16 protein-coding genes are annotated in these 16,249 nt (G+C 36.9%); 11 read left to right on the forward strand and 5 right to left on the reverse strand.

Translation table 11 applies throughout. The annotated features are described in order from the left end of the window. Positions 1 to 21: 21 nt before the first annotated feature. On the forward strand, positions 22 to 1,071 hold the full coding sequence (gene thiL / locus ACOCEA_RS04110) for a thiamine-phosphate kinase (RefSeq protein ID WP_420754927.1): 1,050 nt from the start codon (positions 22 to 24) through the stop codon (positions 1,069 to 1,071). Between the two features lie 150 nt (positions 1,072 to 1,221). Here thiL and ACOCEA_RS04115 read toward each other — a convergent pair whose 3' ends face one another. Further along, positions 1,222 to 1,437, reverse strand: a complete 216-nt coding sequence (locus ACOCEA_RS04115; RefSeq protein ID WP_420754928.1) for a hypothetical protein — start codon at positions 1,435 to 1,437, stop codon at positions 1,222 to 1,224. 259 nt (positions 1,438 to 1,696) lie between these two features. On the opposite strand from ACOCEA_RS04115, the gene brnQ reads away from it, so the two are divergent. Further along, on the forward strand, positions 1,697 to 2,992 hold the full coding sequence (gene brnQ / locus ACOCEA_RS04120) for a branched-chain amino acid transport system II carrier protein (protein ID WP_420754929.1): 1,296 nt from the start codon (positions 1,697 to 1,699) through the stop codon (positions 2,990 to 2,992). Between the two features lie 8 nt (positions 2,993 to 3,000). Here brnQ and ACOCEA_RS04125 read toward each other — a convergent pair whose 3' ends face one another. Then, positions 3,001 to 3,177, reverse strand: coding sequence for a hypothetical protein (locus ACOCEA_RS04125; RefSeq protein WP_420754930.1), 177 nt, complete (start codon positions 3,175 to 3,177; stop codon positions 3,001 to 3,003). Between the two features lie 34 nt (positions 3,178 to 3,211). Continuing rightward, positions 3,212 to 4,504: an aminopeptidase P family protein gene (locus ACOCEA_RS04130; protein ID WP_420754931.1), complete on the reverse strand. Its 1,293-nt coding sequence runs from the start codon at positions 4,502 to 4,504 to the stop codon at positions 3,212 to 3,214. A 168-nt stretch (positions 4,505 to 4,672) separates the two neighbouring features. On the opposite strand from ACOCEA_RS04130, the gene ACOCEA_RS04135 reads away from it, so the two are divergent. The 4 genes from ACOCEA_RS04135 to ACOCEA_RS04150 are packed head-to-tail and all read left to right on the forward strand — an operon-like array spanning position 4,673 to position 8,659. Further along, positions 4,673 to 6,124, forward strand: coding sequence for a M20/M25/M40 family metallo-hydrolase (locus ACOCEA_RS04135; protein ID WP_420754932.1), 1,452 nt, complete (start codon positions 4,673 to 4,675; stop codon positions 6,122 to 6,124). After that, positions 6,112 to 7,857 (forward strand): M28 family peptidase, encoded by a 1,746-nt coding sequence (locus tag ACOCEA_RS04140; protein WP_420754933.1) that lies wholly within the window; start codon positions 6,112 to 6,114, stop codon positions 7,855 to 7,857. Before ACOCEA_RS04135 ends, ACOCEA_RS04140 begins: the two co-directional genes overlap by 13 nt. Positions 7,858 to 7,906: 49 nt before the next feature. Beyond that, positions 7,907 to 8,245 carry a cupin domain-containing protein gene (locus ACOCEA_RS04145; protein WP_420754934.1) on the forward strand — a complete coding sequence of 113 codons (339 nt, stop codon included), beginning with the start codon at positions 7,907 to 7,909 and terminating at the stop codon, positions 8,243 to 8,245. Positions 8,246 to 8,269: 24 nt separating this feature from the next. Beyond that, positions 8,270 to 8,659 (forward strand): DUF2721 domain-containing protein, encoded by a 390-nt coding sequence (locus ACOCEA_RS04150; RefSeq protein WP_420754935.1) that lies wholly within the window; start codon positions 8,270 to 8,272, stop codon positions 8,657 to 8,659. A gap of 36 nt (positions 8,660 to 8,695) precedes the next feature. Here ACOCEA_RS04150 and ACOCEA_RS04155 read toward each other — a convergent pair whose 3' ends face one another. Further along, entirely contained in the window at positions 8,696 to 9,583 is an 888-nt protein-coding gene (locus tag ACOCEA_RS04155) for a RimK family alpha-L-glutamate ligase (RefSeq protein ID WP_420754936.1), read from the reverse strand. Between the two features lie 245 nt (positions 9,584 to 9,828). Between ACOCEA_RS04155 and ACOCEA_RS04160 the strand changes: the two genes are divergently transcribed. The 5 genes from ACOCEA_RS04160 to ACOCEA_RS04180 all read left to right on the forward strand — a co-directional run bounded on the left by ACOCEA_RS04160 (position 9,829) and on the right by ACOCEA_RS04180 (position 15,100). Next, on the forward strand, positions 9,829 to 10,506 hold the full coding sequence (locus tag ACOCEA_RS04160; protein WP_420754937.1) for a succinate dehydrogenase cytochrome b subunit: 678 nt from the start codon (positions 9,829 to 9,831) through the stop codon (positions 10,504 to 10,506). Between the two features lie 12 nt (positions 10,507 to 10,518). Then, on the forward strand, positions 10,519 to 12,534 hold the full coding sequence (locus ACOCEA_RS04165) for a fumarate reductase/succinate dehydrogenase flavoprotein subunit (protein WP_420754938.1): 2,016 nt from the start codon (positions 10,519 to 10,521) through the stop codon (positions 12,532 to 12,534). A 70-nt stretch (positions 12,535 to 12,604) separates the two neighbouring features. Further along, complete coding sequence (locus ACOCEA_RS04170; protein WP_420754939.1) at positions 12,605 to 13,351, forward strand: succinate dehydrogenase/fumarate reductase iron-sulfur subunit; 747 nt, start codon at positions 12,605 to 12,607, stop codon at positions 13,349 to 13,351. 63 nt (positions 13,352 to 13,414) lie between these two features. Next, positions 13,415 to 13,891: a very short patch repair endonuclease gene (locus ACOCEA_RS04175; protein ID WP_420754940.1), complete on the forward strand. Its 477-nt coding sequence runs from the start codon at positions 13,415 to 13,417 to the stop codon at positions 13,889 to 13,891. A 54-nt stretch (positions 13,892 to 13,945) separates the two neighbouring features. Next, a complete protein-coding gene (locus tag ACOCEA_RS04180) occupies positions 13,946 to 15,100 on the forward strand; it encodes a methionine aminotransferase (RefSeq protein WP_420754941.1) in 1,155 nt (384 codons plus the stop codon). Here the strand turns inward: ACOCEA_RS04180 and ACOCEA_RS04185 are convergent. Further along, complete coding sequence (locus tag ACOCEA_RS04185; protein WP_420754942.1) at positions 15,097 to 16,245, reverse strand: serine hydrolase domain-containing protein; 1,149 nt, start codon at positions 16,243 to 16,245, stop codon at positions 15,097 to 15,099. The two genes, ACOCEA_RS04180 and ACOCEA_RS04185, sit on opposite strands and share 4 nt — an antisense overlap. Positions 16,246 to 16,249: the final 4 nt, after the last annotated feature.

A 16,249-nucleotide genomic window follows, 5' to 3' on the forward strand; every position in this document is an offset into this window, starting at 1 on the left:
TATCCTCATTACTTTTGCATTATGTTAGAAGACAAGAACAAAGAAGCTACTTCACTAGAAAAATTAGGTGAATTTGGATTGATTTCACACTTGACCAAAGACTTTGCCATAACGCAAAAGTCTACTATAAAAGGGATTGGAGATGATGCTGCGGTTTTAGATTTTAAGTACAAAAAAACGGTGCTCACCACAGATTTATTAATAGAAGGGGTGCATTTTGATTTAAGTTATATGCCCCTAAAGCATTTGGGCTATAAATCGGTTATGGTTAACCTTTCCGATGTGTATGCCATGAATGCCAAGGCAACACAGATAACCATATCCATTGCGGTATCTAACAGGTTTCCATTAGAAGCTCTGGAAGAACTCTATGCCGGTGTGGCCCTAGCATGTAAAACATATGGTGTAGATTTAGTTGGGGGTGACACTACCTCTTCAAAAACAGGAATGATGATCAGTATTGCAGCACTTGGTGAAGCAGATGAAAATGAGCTGGTTTATCGCTCTGGTGCAAAACCAAATGATCTATTGGTGGTATCGGGTGATTTAGGAGGTGCTTATATGGGTTTACAGGTTTTAGAACGTGAAAAAGAGGTTTTTAAGGTTAATCCAAATAACCAACCAGATTTAGAACCTTATTCATACATTGTTGAAAGACAATTAAAACCTGAAGCAAGAAAAGACATTGTTGAACTACTTCATAGTTTAAAGGTAAAACCTACTGCAATGATAGATATAAGTGACGGACTCTCCTCTGAGATTTTACACTTATGTAAAAACAGCAATGTGGGTTGTAATCTTTTTGAAGATAAGATTCCATTGGACCCAACCGTAATATCAAGTTGTGAGGAATTTAAGGTAGACGGCACTATGATCGCTTTAAGTGGCGGCGAAGATTATGAGTTACTATTTACAATAGATCAAGCCGATTTTCCAAAAATTAAGGGAAATCCAAATTTAACGGTAATTGGACATATGACGGAAGCTACTTCTGGTGCTAATTTGATTACCCGTGGCGAAACTCAAATTCCCATAACGGCCCAAGGTTGGAATTCTTTCCGAGCAGAATAAAAAAATCCTGAAAATAAAGGGCTGTCCTTACTTATCCGTTGTGGGGCATACGACAGGTAAGAATAAAGGTGCTTACTAAATTTCCAGGAATACTCTTATGGTTCCGATATTTTAATCGGAATTATATCATAGTCTGATTTGAGGCAATCTCTATGCTACTTGATGTGTATTGTGCCTGCTTTGATAAATACGCTCCAAGGTCTTATTGATATCTTGGAGCTCAGGAGTAAGATTAGACAGGTTTCCACTAACATCTGTAGTTACTTGTTTGTTACAGTGTATGCATTTGTACTCCTTAATATGTGAGGTCACTTTTTTGGAAACTGAATAATGATGGCCAAAAATATTGCATAATATTTTCTTCATGATAAATAGGTTTTTCAGGCTGCATTGGTACGATTTGGGGATCGAAAAAATGCGTAATTAATATGGCTTATTGATGAACTAATGAAAATAACGGGGTTTTCTCATTAATTATTGTCAAGTTAAAAGTTTTTAATCACTTGAACTATAATTTGTTGTGACGTGTCCAAAAAATGTGGTCAACAATTCATTTTGATCGGTCTTGTTAATTGCACCTGCTCAATTACGTATTTTATTTTATCTTTCTGAGTAATTTCTCTCTATGAACAAAACCAAGGAAACCCTTGTTACGGCTTTTGCATTATTTTCACTTTTTTTTGGAGCGGGAAATTTAATCTTACCCCCACAATTAGGATTTAAATCTGGCGGATTATGGTGGCTTATCACCATAGGGTTTTGTGTTTCAGCAATTGTGATTCCTATCCTAGGTATTCTTGCCCATGCAAAATTACAAGGAACCATTTTTGATTTCGGAAAAAAGGTTTCACCTGCCTTTAGTTTACTATATTCATTTATTATCTATGGTATTGCTATTAGTTTGCCATCACCTAGGACAGCATCGGTTACTCATGAAATGGCCATAGCTCCATTTTTTGATTCTCCTGCTTGGGTTACCAGTGTTCTATACTTTATATTGGTCTTTGTTTTTGTAATAAACAGATCTAATCTCCTCAATCTTATTGGTAAGCTTTTAACGCCAGGGATTATACTTATTTTACTATTATTGATAGGCATTATCACCTTTGGTTTTGACTATAGTTTTCCAATATCGCAATTTAAAAATCCCTTCACCACCGGAATTTTAGAAGGATATCAAACTTTTGATGCTATTGGTGCCGTAGTGGTTGGAGGGGTCATCATCATATCTATAAACTTAAAGCATAAAACAGAAAGTTTTGAAAATAAAAAACGCTTGATATCGCAAGCCGGTATTTTAGCCGGTATAGGCTTGTTTCTGATATATATGGACCTTATTTTATCAGGGGCGTTGGTTCACAATTCTTTTGAACATGATATTTCCAGAACGGAATTACTTACTGCTATGTCCTCTTTGGCTTTGGGCAACTATGGCAATCTTTTACTTAGTATATTGGTTAGTTTAGCTTGTTTTACCACAGCGATAGGTATTATAACAGGTACTGCCGATTTTATTGCATCTCGTTTCCCAAACTTTAAAAATGCCTATCTGATTACTGCAATTGTTGGGTCACTCCTTGGTGTGATTATAGGTCAATTTAATGTGGGTTATATTATAGTGGTAGCAATTCCTGTATTGGCGTTAATTTACCCGGTTACTATTATCCTTATCTTTTTAAATGTTTTACCCAACACCTATGCTAGTCCTAAGGTTTTTAAATGGGTGGTAGGGACAACTATTTTATTTAGTTTGCCAGATTTTGTTCATTATGGGCTAGAGCCTATGTATATGGGATTTGACGGCATACGTGAACTATTTTCTTGGTTACCCTTAATCAATGATGGCTTGGGCTGGGTATTGCCTGCGTTTATGGTATTTATAACCGTTAACCTGTTTTCCTTAAAACCAAACCTCAAATAGGATATGAATTAAGATTGTTCCCTCCGCTTTTTGGAATAATAATAAAAAGCGTAAGCTACCAATATCAAAACAATAAATGGCAGATAGGTGCCTATGGCAACCCCAATTTCATAGGCACTATCAGGGGCTTCCTCAATTTTCTTCTCAATTTTGGAAACATCCTGTATGACAATTACTATATTCATACTTAAAGGGCTATATGCAAATAAATTAGAAACCTTACTTTTTCATTAATTCTTCTATCTCCTCAACTTCTATAGGAATGTTTTTCATTAAATTAAAAGGCTCCCCTTTTTCTTGTATCACAACATTATCCTCCAAACGAATACCCATTTTCTCATCTGGGATATAAATTCCTGGCTCAACAGTAAAAACCATATTTGCCTGCATAGGTGTTTTAAGCGCTCCATAATCGTGGGTATTTAAACCAATATGGTGACTGGTACCATGCATAAAGTATTTTTTATAGGCGGGCCATTCTGGTTTTTCATTTTGTATATCGGCTTTGACCAATAACCCTAAACCGAGTAATTCAGAGGTCATTATTTTACCACATTCCTTATGGTATTCAGCCCAAAGTGTTCCAGGAACCAGCATTTTTGTAGCTTCGTTCTTTACCCTTAAAACTGCGTTGTAAACATCCTTTTGCCTTTGGGTAAATGTGCCACTTACCGGGATAGTCCTGGTAAGATCACTTGAATAATTTGCATACTCCGCTGCTACATCCATCAAAATTAAGTCTCCAGATTTACATTCCTTATTATTCTCCAAATAGTGTAATACGTTGGCATTATTACCAGCGGCGATTATAGGAGGGTAGGCAAACCCCTTGGAGCGATTTCGAATAAATTCATGAATCAATTCTGCTTCTATCTCATACTCCCAAACCCCTGGCTTCACAAAATCTAAAAGACGCCGAAATCCCTTTTCGGTAATATTACAGGCCATTTGCATTAACTCCAATTCCTCTGTCTCCTTTATGCCCCGTATCTCTTGTAAAATAGGATTGCTTTTTGCTACTGCATGTGCTGGAAACTTTTGCTTACAATCTAAGATAAATCTATCCTCCCTGGTTTGGGTTTCTACCGCCTGACGGTAATGTTCGTTGGTATTAAAGTATATGGTTTCCGCCTCGGTCATCAAGTCAAAAAACACTTTGTCGAACTCACTCAACCAATAAATGGTTTTTACTCCCGATACTTCTGTTGCCTTTTCCTTCGTTAATTTTTCACCTTCCCATATGGCGATGTGTTCATTGGTTTCCCTTACAAACAATACTTCTCTATGTTTTTTATCATTGGCATCAGGAAATAACAACAAAATAGTCTCTTCTTGATCTGCACCGCTTAGGTAAAAAATATCCCTATGCTGTTCAAAAGGCATTACACTATCTGCACTTATAGGATAAATATCATTGGAATTGAAAACCGCAATACTTTTAGGTCGCATTCGGCGCATAAATTTTTCTCGGTTCTTTATAAACAAAGAATTTGGTATTTGCTCGTATTTCATAAATTTTCAATTTGACTATAAAATTACGCAATAGCTATTGTTTTAATAGAAAATAGCACTGATAATTATGAGATAAAAGATGTCTAATATTTCCTGTTCCCCTTCATATTTTAGTAACTTGTGATGCGATATTTGATATCAAAAACAATAAAATTTTAAATTTTTTAAATGAATAAGCTACACTCTCTATTCCTCTTTTCTTTACTGTTCATTGCATGTAAAGAAACTAAAAAAGAGGAAACCCAGGCCCAGTTATTTGCTCGTATAGACAAGGAGATAAAAGCAAATGCTAAGGGTTATGAAACCTTAAAAGAAGCTACTGAAATTATTGGCCATAGACTTACAGGCTCAGAAAATGGTGCTAAAGCAGAAGAATACACTTTCAACAAGTTTAAGGAGTATGGCTTTAAAGACGTGGCATATCAAACTTTTGAGGTAGAGGCATGGTCTAGGGGAACTGTAGCATTGCATATAGATGGGAAACCATTAAAAGTAGTAACCTTAGGGCATTCACCGGTATCAACCAATATTACTGGTGAAATTGTAGATATGGGAAATGGCCTTGATGCAGATTACCAAGCCAGTCCAGATGCTGCTAAGGATAAAATTGCATTGGTGTACATTAACATTTTGGAAGGAAGTCCAGAAGGGTTAACCAATTTACATAGAAGCGAAAAAACTGCCTTGGCCATAAAATATGGTGCCAAAGGAATCATTATTATTAACCAAGTAGACAATGGTGTTTTATTGACAGGAACTGCCTCCGTTACCGGTGACTTAATTCCTATACCAGCTGTTTGTATTGGAAAAGAGGATGGCATGGCCTTAAAAGAGTCCCTAAAGTTGAGAAAATCTACAGCTACTATTGAAATGACCAACAATAGTGACATGATAAAGGCTAGAAATGTAGTTGCCACTTTGCTAGGCAGTGAAATACATGGGGAAGAAATTGTAGTTGGTGGTCATTTAGATTCATGGGATTTGGCAACAGGTGCCATTGACAATGGTATTGGGTCTTTTGCCGTTTTGGATATTGCAAGGGCATTTAAAGCAAATAATCTTCAGCCGAAAAGAACTATAAAATTTATAATGTTCATGGGGGAGGAACAAGGTTTGTTAGGTTCTAAATTTTTAGTTCATGAGGCCATCAAAAACAATACGATTGACAATATCAAATACATGATGAATCTGGATATGTCGGGCAACCCTATTGGAATGAATGCCAGCGGTAAATTGGATAACCATGAATTTTTTAATGACCTGGGTGCTGCCATCCAACAACAGGATAGTAGTTACCAAAATAAATTTTCAAACCGTTCTGGGTTACATAGTGACCACCAACCGTTTATGTTGGAAGGGGTTCCTATTCTTTCCGTGCAAAGTAATTTGGACAAGTCTGTTTACGACTGCTATCACTCAGATTGTGATGATTTTAATTTGGTAAATAAAGACCACCTGACCAATACTGCCCGTTTTGGCTCCATGATGTTGTATGCTTTGGCAAATTCCAATATACTCCCTGCTACAAAAATGGACAGTGAAACTACCAAACAGTTTATGATTGATAATAACCTGAAGGAAAAACTTATCATAGGTAACGAATGGAAATGGGAAAAATAGCAAGTTATAAATCTTACTGGTACCAACTTTTCTCCTGGTCTATAGGTGTTGTTTCCCTTTTATCAATTATTTCTGCATGCTCACAGGAAACCGTATCAGGGCAGGAAGATTATTTTAAAATTATTAGACCCGAATATACAGGGGAACTGGCCTTTGAAACCACCGCTTTTGTAGAACAATATTGGCGAGTGGCGGGAAATAGCGGGTTTAATAAAACAGTAGATTGGATAAGGGAACATTTGGAAAAAGCAGGGTATGTATTAGAAACAGAGGCTACAAGCAGAGATAGGCTAACCTTTCGTATTGAAAAGCGTCCGATGAAACACCCTACTTGGGAACCTGTCTCCGCTTCCTTACAAATAATCGGTAATCAAGAGATGCTTTTAGAATCTGAGACAAATAGAAACATGACCTACCTCAACTCCGTTTCTACCCCCGAAGAGGGAATAACTGCTGAAGTTATAGACCTTGATCAAAATGAAAATACCAATTTAAAAGGCAAAATAGGATTTACGGAAAATAGCGCTGGATTGTATTATAACAAACTGGTAAAAGAGGGGGCTTTAGGTATAATTACATACAACAACCCATTGTACCTCCAACCAGAAAAGAACCAAACCTCTATACAATTTAGAAGCTTACCACCAAGGGAGGAAACCAAACTTTGGGGCATTGCGCTCTCATATAAAGCCAAGGAGAAATTAAAATCCTTCCTTGATAAAGGCAAAACAGAAGTACGTGTAAATATCCAAACCAAAATTTACCCTTCGGAAGAACTAACTGTCGTCGCAAGCATTACGGGCAAAACCAACCCAAAAGAACGATTGGTTTTAAGTGCCCACATACAAGAACCTGGCGCTAACGACAATGCCACCGGTGTTGGCGCACAACTGGAAATAGCCACCTTGGCAGCAAAACTCCTTAAAAATAAGTCCGTTGAACTTAACCGCACACTGACTTTTCTCTGGGGGGATGAGATAATTTCTACTAGAAGATATATTCAAGAAGATGCCGAAAGGTCCAAGGGTATAAAATGGGGGATTAGTTTGGACATGGTTGGTGAAAATACCGAGAAAACAGGTGGTACTTTCCTCATTGAAAAAATGCCAGATCCCAGTGCCATATGGACTAGGGGAAACGACAAACATTCGGAATGGGGTGGTGATGTACTCTCCCTTGAAGATATGAAACCACACTATCTCAATGACTTTATTATTAAGAATTTTAAAAAGCAGGGAGCTTTTGCCAATTGGGAAGTACACACCAATCCCTTCGAAGGCGGCAGTGACCATACCCCCTTCCTTGATGCCAATATTCCAGGGTTACTCCTATGGCATTTTACGGATCAATTTTACCATACCGATAATGACCGATTGGTAAACGTATCCCAAGAAACATTGAAAAATGTTGGGACAGCTACTTTAGCAAGTGCGCTAGAGTTAGTAAATGCTGATTCGAAAAATGCCATAATACTACTAAAGGATTTAGAAGAAATAGCGACCAAAAGATTAAAAGCTGAATTTAAATTAAGTGCGGATGCATTATCCAATAATGGCAAATATCAGGAGCAAGTATCAATTTTAAAGGCTTGGGGAGACTATTATGAAAAATCTTTTGAAAGTGTCGCTGATCTTGTTCAAAAACCAAACAAAGAACTAACTTCTGTGATTACTAAAGCCCAAGGTCGATTACAGGAATTAAATAGGATCCAAATCAATGCACTAAACAATTAAATAGGGCCGAAGAAATCAAAATATTAAAAATAGAATTAACCGCTAAAAGATGAAAATAGTTGATTGGCACAATCTACCTGAGCAAGGTGTTAGTCATGATCCAGAAATCAAGAAAAAAACGCTTATTGGTAATGGCGAAATTCCTCAATTAATGATGTTTGGAACCGCTGTTTTTAAACCAGGCCAACGTGTAAATTTACACAAACATGATACCATGTATGAAGTATTTTACATTCAAAAAGGCAAAGTTATTTTTGAGGTAAATGGCGTAGAACATGAACTTACTTCAGGTCACTGTATAACTATAGCCCCTGGGGAATTGCATGCACAAACCAACCCTTTTGAAGAAGATGTAAGCTGGACCTATTTTGGAATCGCAACAGATTAAAATTAAAACTTAAATTTCTCCTTTATGGAACTTACTTTAGGAATACCTGCCCTACTTTTCCCAGCAATATCATTAACCATGTTGGCCTATAATGCACGATATTTAGCTATAGCCGCATTAATAAGGCAGCTTTATCAAAAATATGAGGAAACCAATTCAAAATCCATTGGGTTGCAAGTACAAAAATTAAGGAAAAGATTAACGATCATAAAAAATATGCAAGCCACTGCAATCCTAAGTTTTCTCTTGGCAGTAATAACGATGTCTTTAATATATGTTGCATTGTCTTTTTGGGCAAACCTAATATTTGGCATTAGTTTATTTGCTTTAATGATATCCTTGGTTTTATCGTTTATAGAAGTTCAATTGTCAACAAAGGCATTGGAAATCCAATTAAAGGATATGGAAGGGTAAATAGTTAATTTTTAATCATGCATTATTGCAACGACCCTAATTTCTTATTCCTACATTATTTTGCACAAATTCTATAACTGCCCTAGCAACATTAACTCCTGTAGCACTTTCAATACCTTGCAAACCGGGTGATGCGTTTACCTCTATCAATAATGGACCTTTTTTTGATCGTAGTATATCAACCCCTGCAACTCCAAGACCTAGATATTTGGCTGCATTAATAGCTATCTCTTTTTCCTTACTAGTGAGTTTCACTTTTTGCACCGTACCACCTCGATGTACATTTGACCTAAATTCGTCTTGAATACTAATTCTTTTCATACTGGCAACTACTTTCAGACCTATAACTATGATACGAATATCCTCTCCATTACTTTCTGCGATATACTCTTGGATAAGTATACTCGTGTCCATTTTATAAAAAGTATCGATAATAGATCTGGCAGATTTGGTGGTTTCCGCCAAAATAACACCTAAACCTTGTGTCCCCTCCTGTATTTTAATTATAACAGGAGCACCACCCAAGGCGTCAATCTGTTCTTGAATATTATCGGGGTTTATAGAAAAGAGGGTGTAAGGAATGGGAATGCCCTTTCCTGCCAAAATCTGAAGGGTCTTTATTTTGTTTCTAGCCCTGCTAATACTTAATGACCTAGCCGCACTAAATACACCGTTCATTTCAAATTGCTTAACAATAGCCACGCCATGTTTGGTCACCTTTGCGCCTATTCTCGGAATAATGGCATCATAAGCTCTCCCAATATCCTCACCCATAAAATAAATTTTTGGGAAGGCAGAGCCAAGTGCAACCGAACACTTGGTGTGGTCTATTACTTCAACGTAGTGACCTAACTTTTCAGCTTCCTCCTTAAGTCTTTTTGTTGAGTATACATTTAAACCAACTGAAAGCAGTGCAATATCCATTATCGTTTGTTAGTGGTCATTATTCAATTCTTAAAAATAGAAATTACGAATTAGTATTTCCAATTTTGACAAATGCCAAAAATAATTTTGTTTAATAAAATGAGGTAAAACGGGTATTTTTTTTGAAATAAAATAAACAGTAAATTTTGTCATGATCAAAATGGGTCTAAATAATATACTAAACCGTTTGAAAACTTGTTAATAACTTACCTGTGCAGTAAATTTGTTGGCAAAACTAAAAACTAATGAGCGGATTTTTTAAATCTTCAATAGGCAGGAAATATGCTATGGCCCTTTCTGCTTTTTTTTTAATGATTTTTCTTCTTCAGCATTTTGCCATTAACATTTTGTCTGTCTTTAGTCCAAACGCATTTAATGAAGCATCCCATTTTATGGGAACTTTTTGGGCAGTTCAATATCTGTTGCAACCGGTTTTGATATTTGGGGTAATCTACCATTTTGTAATGGGTTTTATCCTTGAGGCCAAAAACAGGGGCGCAAGGGTAAAAAAGTATGCCAAAAACAATGGTGCTGCAAATTCATCGTGGATGAGTAGAAACATGATTTATAGTGGTTTGGCCATTTTAGCCTTCTTGGTGCTACATTTTATTGATTTTTGGATACCTGAAATCAATACTAAATTTATAGAAGGGGATATGTCTGGACTGTTAGCCGATGGTGAAGGATATCGTTATTACGAAGAGTTAACACACAAATTTATTAATCCATTACGTGTAGGAGCTTATGTGGTAGCGTTTGTGTTCTTATCACTACACCTTATGCATGGTTTCAGCTCTGCTTTCCAATCGGCAGGAGCAACAAGTATGAGAAAAGAAAAACTACAATTGTTTGGTAAGGCCTATGCAATCATTATTCCCTTAGGATTTATTTTCATTGCCCTTTATCATCATTTTAATCATTAATACCTATTACTTATGTCTGTATTAGACTCAAAAGTACCTAAAGGTCCGTTGAAAACGAAATGGACTGATTATAAGAACCATATAGATTTGGTAAACCCTGCCAACAAACGTAATATAGATGTTATTGTGGTTGGTACAGGATTAGCTGGTGGTTCTGCCGCTGCTACTTTAGCAGAATTAGGGTATAACGTAAAAACGTTTTGCTATCAAGATTCACCAAGAAGGGCACATTCCATTGCAGCACAGGGTGGTATCAATGCCGCAAAGAATTACCAAGGTGATGGTGACTCTACTTATCGTTTATTTTATGATACTGTAAAGGGTGGTGACTACCGATCTAGAGAAGCAAACGTTTACCGTTTGGCAGAAGTTTCTGGCAATATAATTGATCAGTGTGTTGCTCAAGGTGTTCCTTTTGCCCGTGATTATGGTGGATTATTAGACAACCGTTCTTTTGGTGGTGTTTTGGTATCCCGTACATTTTATGCTAAAGGACAAACCGGACAACAATTATTGTTAGGTGCATATTCAGCAATGAACAGACAAATTGCGCGAGGTAAAATTACCCCGTTCAACCGTCATGAAATGTTAGATGTTGTTAAGGTAAACGGAAAAGCTCGTGGTATTATCGCTCGTAATTTGGTTACTGGTGAAATTGAACGCCATTCTGCACATGCCGTTGTTATAGCTTCCGGTGGGTATGGAAACGTTTATTTCCTTTCAACCAATGCAATGGGATCTAATGCAACTGCTGCTTGGAAAATACATAAAAAAGGGGCATTCTTTGCGAATCCTTGTTACACTCAGATTCACCCAACATGTATACCTCGTTCTGGAGACTATCAATCTAAATTAACATTGATGTCAGAGTCTTTGCGTAATGATGGTCGTATTTGGGTTCCTAAAAGTCTAGAAGATGTAAAGGCAATTCGTGAAGGCAAGAAAAAACCGACCGATTTGTCCGAAGATGAAAGAGATTACTACTTAGAACGTCGTTACCCGGCATTTGGTAACCTGGTACCGCGTGATGTTGCCTCCAGAGCTGCAAAAGAACGTTGTGATGCTGGCTATGGCGTTAATGCTACAGGAGAAGCCGTTTATTTAGATTTTGCTGCCGCTATTCAACGATATGGTGCGGAGCAGGCCAAAATTCATAATATCAATAATGCATCCCCAGAAAAAATATATGAGTTAGGTGCCGCTATCGTAAAAGCCAAGTACGGTAACCTCTTCCAAATGTATGAGAAGATCGTAGATCAAGATCCATATAAAACACCAATGATGATTTACCCTGCAGTACACTATACAATGGGCGGAGTTTGGGTTGATTATAATTTGATGACTACGGTTGAAGGTCTTTACTGTATCGGGGAAGCAAATTTCTCTGATCATGGTGCCAACAGACTTGGGGCTTCTGCTTTAATGCAAGGATTAGCGGATGGATATTTTGTATTGCCTTACACCATTGGAGATTATCTTTCGCATGAAATTCGTACTGGCAAGATAGCAACGGATACCCCAGAATTCGATGAAGCAGAAAAATCTGTTAAAGACAAGATTGATTTCTTCATTAACAATAAAGGTTCCCGTTCTGTTGATTATTACCATAAAAGATTAGGTAAAATCATGTGGGATAAATGCGGAATGTCCCGTAATGCACAAGGTTTAAAAGAAGCAATGGTAGAAATTAAAGCCTTACGCGAAGATTTCTATAAGAATGTAAGTGTTCCTGGAACCGCAAATGAACTAAATGCCGAACTTGAGAAGGCGGGCCGAGTAGCCGACTTTTTAGAATTAGGGGAATTGTTTGCCAAAGATGCCTTAGTTAGAGAAGAATCATGTGGTGGGCACTTTAGGGAGGAGTCTGTTGAACTAGATGGAGAACAACAAGGAGAAGCCAAACGTAATGATGCAGATTTTGCATATGTTTCCGCTTGGGAATTTAAAGGTGAACCATCTGACGCTGTTTTACATAAAGAGCAATTAGAGTTCAACGAAATTGAATTAAAACAAAGAAGTTATAAGTAGTTGATGGTTGCTAGTTGCTGGTTTTTATAAAAACCAACAACGAACAACTAACAATCAAAAACTAAAAAATATGAATCTGACGTTAAAAATCTGGAGACAAAAAGGACCAAAAGATAAAGGTTCAATGGTCGATTATAAAGTAACAGAAATATCTGAACACATGTCCTTTTTGGAAATGATGGATGTTTTAAACGAACAATTGATCAATAAAGGAGAAGAGCCAGTTGCTTTTGACCATGATTGTCGCGAAGGTATTTGTGGTATGTGTTCAATGTTTATAAACGGTGAAGCACATGGCCCTGATAGAGGCGTAACGACATGCCAATTACATATGCGTATGTTCAAAAATGGTGACACCATTACTATAGAACCATTTAGGGCAAAAGCATTTCCTGTGATTAAGGATTTGGTGGTTGACAGAAGTTCTTTTGACAGAATTCAACATGCAGGTGGTTATATTTCTGTAAATACTTCTGGTAATACACAGGATGCCAATGCTACTTTAATTTCTAAGCATGCAGCAGATGAAGCTATGGATGCCGCTACTTGTATTGGTTGTGGTGCTTGTGTAGCCAGTTGTAAAAATGCATCGGCAATGCTTTTCGTAGGTGCAAAAGTTTCTCAATATGCATTACTGCCACAAGGCCGTATAGAAGCAGTTGACCGCGTAAAGAACATGGTGGCACAGATGGATTTAGAAGGTTTCGGTAACTGTACTAATACAGGAGCTTGTGAAATTGAATGCCCAAAAGGAATTTCACTTGAAAATATAGCTAGAATGAACCGTGAATATTTAATGGCCAACGTTAAAGATTAAGGTACAATCATAAATTATTCAAAATCCCGGCCGTAAAGGTTCGGGATTTTTTATTTTTAAGATATGCCTAAAGAATATCCCAAAGAACCAATAAAAGTACCGCGATTTAATGAGGAATCCGGTTTCTACACTACACCACAGCGCTCTAAAATAATGAGCAAAATAAAAGGCAGGAACACTAAACCCGAGCTTGTTTTTAGAAAAGCTTTATATGCCTCGGGCTATAGGTATAGAATAGACTATAAAAAATTGATTGGTAAGCCGGATATTGTACTCATTAAATATAAAACCATAATTTTTATTGATGGTGAATTTTGGCATGGCTATAATTGGGATGAACGCAAGCCGAAAATAAAAACTAACAGGGAATTTTGGATTGCTAAAATAGAGCGCAATATGCAACGGGACACAGAAGTGAATCAAAAATTAAATGAACTTGGGTATACAGTGTTTCGTTTTTGGGAAAGTGATATTAAAAAATCTTTGGACTTCTGCATCCAAAAAGTGATTACCCACTTGCTATCCGTAAAGACATCTTAGTGGGTTACTAAAAATCAATTATGACCAAAAGTTTTATTCCTTATTTTTATTGGGATGAAATTAAAAAACGCTTTTACATCAAAATTACCAAATGTTAAAACTACTATATTCACTACAGTAGGCAATTTGGCCAGACAGCACCATGCTATAGATTTGTCACAGGGATTTCCAAATTTTGAAACTGACAAAAATCTTATAAACTTGGTTTCCAATGCTATGAAGCAAGGGCATAACCAATATGCATCCATGCCCGGTTTTTATGGCCTAAGAGAGATTATTTCTGAAAAGATTGAATCAATGCATGGAAAAACCTATCATCCCGAAAGCGAAATAACCGTCACCGTGGGTGCAACCCAGGCCATTTTTACGGCAATATCTGCATTCGTACATCCTGGAGATGAGGTAATTCTTTTTAAACCCGCCTATGATTGCTATGAGCCTGCCATAGAATTAAATGGTGGGATTCCGGTATTTGTACAATTAGATGCCGATGGATATCAAATAGATTGGGACAAATTTAAATCGCGGCTATCGTCAAAAACTAGGATGATAATTATTAATACCCCTCATAACCCTACTGGACATATTCTCAACAAAAAAGATATGTTACAATTGCAGGAGATTCTAAGGGAAACCAATATTATTGTTTTGAGCGATGAGGTTTATGAGCACATCATTTTTGATCATAATGAACATGAAAGTGTATCTAGATTTCCTGAATTAGCATCAAGAAGTATTGTTTGTGCTTCATTTGGTAAAACCTTTCATGTGACTGGTTGGAAAATAGGATATTGTGTTGCTCCTGAAGTGCTAATGGAAGAAATTAGAAAAGTACACCAGTTTGCCGTGTTTTGTGTTGACCATCCCGTACAACGTGCTATTGCCACGTATCTTAAATCACCCAACCATTATTTAGAATTAAATGATTTTTATCAACATAAAAGGGATTTGTTTTTAGATGGACTCAAAAATTCTAAATTTAGATTTAATCCATCAAAAGGCACCTATTTTCAATTATTGGATTATTCCAATATATCAAATGAAAGGGATGAGGACTTAGCAAAAAGAATGATAGTTAGTCATCAACTAGCTTGTATCCCAATTTCATCCTTTAATGTGGATAACCGAAATGATAACATGTTACGGTTTTGCTTTGCCAAAAAAGACGAAACGCTAAAACAGGCACTAGATATTTTATGCACATTTTAATTCAAAGATGCATTTACCAAATTCATAAATTCAGCAATTTTATAAGGCTCTAACCATCTGGTAACTACCACCAAATCATTTTCTTTATCTATCACAATAAAATTACCTCCAAAACCAGCCGCATAAAAAATGTTTTCTGATAGGCCATCCCAATGACGTTCCCCTTTATTGTTTAACCACCACATATACCCATAATTAGAATTAGGTAGTGATGCTTCAAGTGCCTCATTCACCCATGTTTCGCTAATCAATTGCTTATCCTTCCATTTCCCATTATTCATAAACAATAAGCCAAAGCGTGCCATATCTTCCGCACTAATAAATATTCCTGCACCAGAATGACCACCTCCCGTAACGGATTTCATTTTAATACCATCTATCTCTGTCCAAGCATTATCATAACCAAACCATCGCCATGTGGTAGAAGCGCCTATTTGGTCCATTATCTGCTCCTTTAACACTAAAGGCATAGGTTTTCGCCAGACATGGGTAAGCGCATGGGCCAAAACATTTACACGCACATCATTATACTCCATATATGTTCCCGGTTCTTTAGGTATTTCAAACTTCCAATCATCAATACCTCCATTTTTTGGAGGTCTATCCGCCCAATCTTTTCCTCCCCATAATTCTCCGGACCAAGCAGAGTTTTGTTGTAATAGATGCTTCCAAGTTATTTTTCCATTATGTTCACCACCGAAAGTTCCGTCCCATAAATAATCCTTTACCAAATCATCTGTGTTAACAATAAGACCCCTATCAACCGCAAGACCCGCCATCGTACTCAAAAAACTTTTAGTAACGCTAAACGTCATATCTACGCGTTTGATATCTCCCCAAGATGCTACTACATATCCGTTTTTAAGAATTAGCCCTGCAGGACCTCCCCTTTTTTTGGTTGGTCCCAAAATCTGATGAAAAGGCTCACTTTCAAAACCCTTTAAAATGGCAATTCGTAAATCTCGGGAACCAGAATACTCATTTGCCTCAGCAAAAGATACTGCCTTTTGTAGCTTATTTTCATTAAGACCCATATTTATAGGTGATACTTGTTCCCAAACAGAATTAGGTTCAGGAAAATATACTTGGGCCAGTGAAACGTTAAAACAAATAGCTGAAAAAACAAAAAACAAACCGTACTTCATTAAA

The sequence above is a fragment of the Maribacter luteocoastalis genome (assembly GCF_048890225.1).
GTDB classification, from domain to species: Bacteria; Bacteroidota; Bacteroidia; order Flavobacteriales; family Flavobacteriaceae; genus Maribacter; species Maribacter luteocoastalis.

What these genes read in the sequence shown, in the direction of transcription:
- thiL (WP_420754927.1), top strand. Translation starts at nt 22, where the DNA reads ATGTTAGAAGACAAGAACAAAGAAGCTACTTCACTAGAAAAATTAGGT.
- ACOCEA_RS04140 (WP_420754933.1), top strand. Translation starts at nt 6,112, where the DNA reads ATGGGAAAAATAGCAAGTTATAAATCTTACTGGTACCAACTTTTCTCC.
- ACOCEA_RS04145 (WP_420754934.1), top strand. Translation starts at nt 7,907, where the DNA reads ATGAAAATAGTTGATTGGCACAATCTACCTGAGCAAGGTGTTAGTCAT.
- ACOCEA_RS04125 (WP_420754930.1), bottom strand. Translation starts at nt 3,177, where the DNA reads ATGAATATAGTAATTGTCATACAGGATGTTTCCAAAATTGAGAAGAAA.
- ACOCEA_RS04160 (WP_420754937.1), top strand. Translation starts at nt 9,829, where the DNA reads ATGAGCGGATTTTTTAAATCTTCAATAGGCAGGAAATATGCTATGGCC.
- ACOCEA_RS04135 (WP_420754932.1), top strand. Translation starts at nt 4,673, where the DNA reads ATGAATAAGCTACACTCTCTATTCCTCTTTTCTTTACTGTTCATTGCA.
- ACOCEA_RS04155 (WP_420754936.1), bottom strand. Translation starts at nt 9,583, where the DNA reads ATGGATATTGCACTGCTTTCAGTTGGTTTAAATGTATACTCAACAAAA.
- ACOCEA_RS04180 (WP_420754941.1), top strand. Translation starts at nt 13,946, where the DNA reads ATGAAATTAAAAAACGCTTTTACATCAAAATTACCAAATGTTAAAACT.
- ACOCEA_RS04150 (WP_420754935.1), top strand. Translation starts at nt 8,270, where the DNA reads ATGGAACTTACTTTAGGAATACCTGCCCTACTTTTCCCAGCAATATCA.
- ACOCEA_RS04175 (WP_420754940.1), top strand. Translation starts at nt 13,415, where the DNA reads ATGCCTAAAGAATATCCCAAAGAACCAATAAAAGTACCGCGATTTAAT.
- ACOCEA_RS04165 (WP_420754938.1), top strand. Translation starts at nt 10,519, where the DNA reads ATGTCTGTATTAGACTCAAAAGTACCTAAAGGTCCGTTGAAAACGAAA.
- ACOCEA_RS04170 (WP_420754939.1), top strand. Translation starts at nt 12,605, where the DNA reads ATGAATCTGACGTTAAAAATCTGGAGACAAAAAGGACCAAAAGATAAA.
- brnQ (WP_420754929.1), top strand. Translation starts at nt 1,697, where the DNA reads ATGAACAAAACCAAGGAAACCCTTGTTACGGCTTTTGCATTATTTTCA.
- ACOCEA_RS04130 (WP_420754931.1), bottom strand. Translation starts at nt 4,504, where the DNA reads ATGAAATACGAGCAAATACCAAATTCTTTGTTTATAAAGAACCGAGAA.
- ACOCEA_RS04115 (WP_420754928.1), bottom strand. Translation starts at nt 1,437, where the DNA reads ATGAAGAAAATATTATGCAATATTTTTGGCCATCATTATTCAGTTTCC.
- ACOCEA_RS04185 (WP_420754942.1), bottom strand. Translation starts at nt 16,245, where the DNA reads ATGAAGTACGGTTTGTTTTTTGTTTTTTCAGCTATTTGTTTTAACGTT.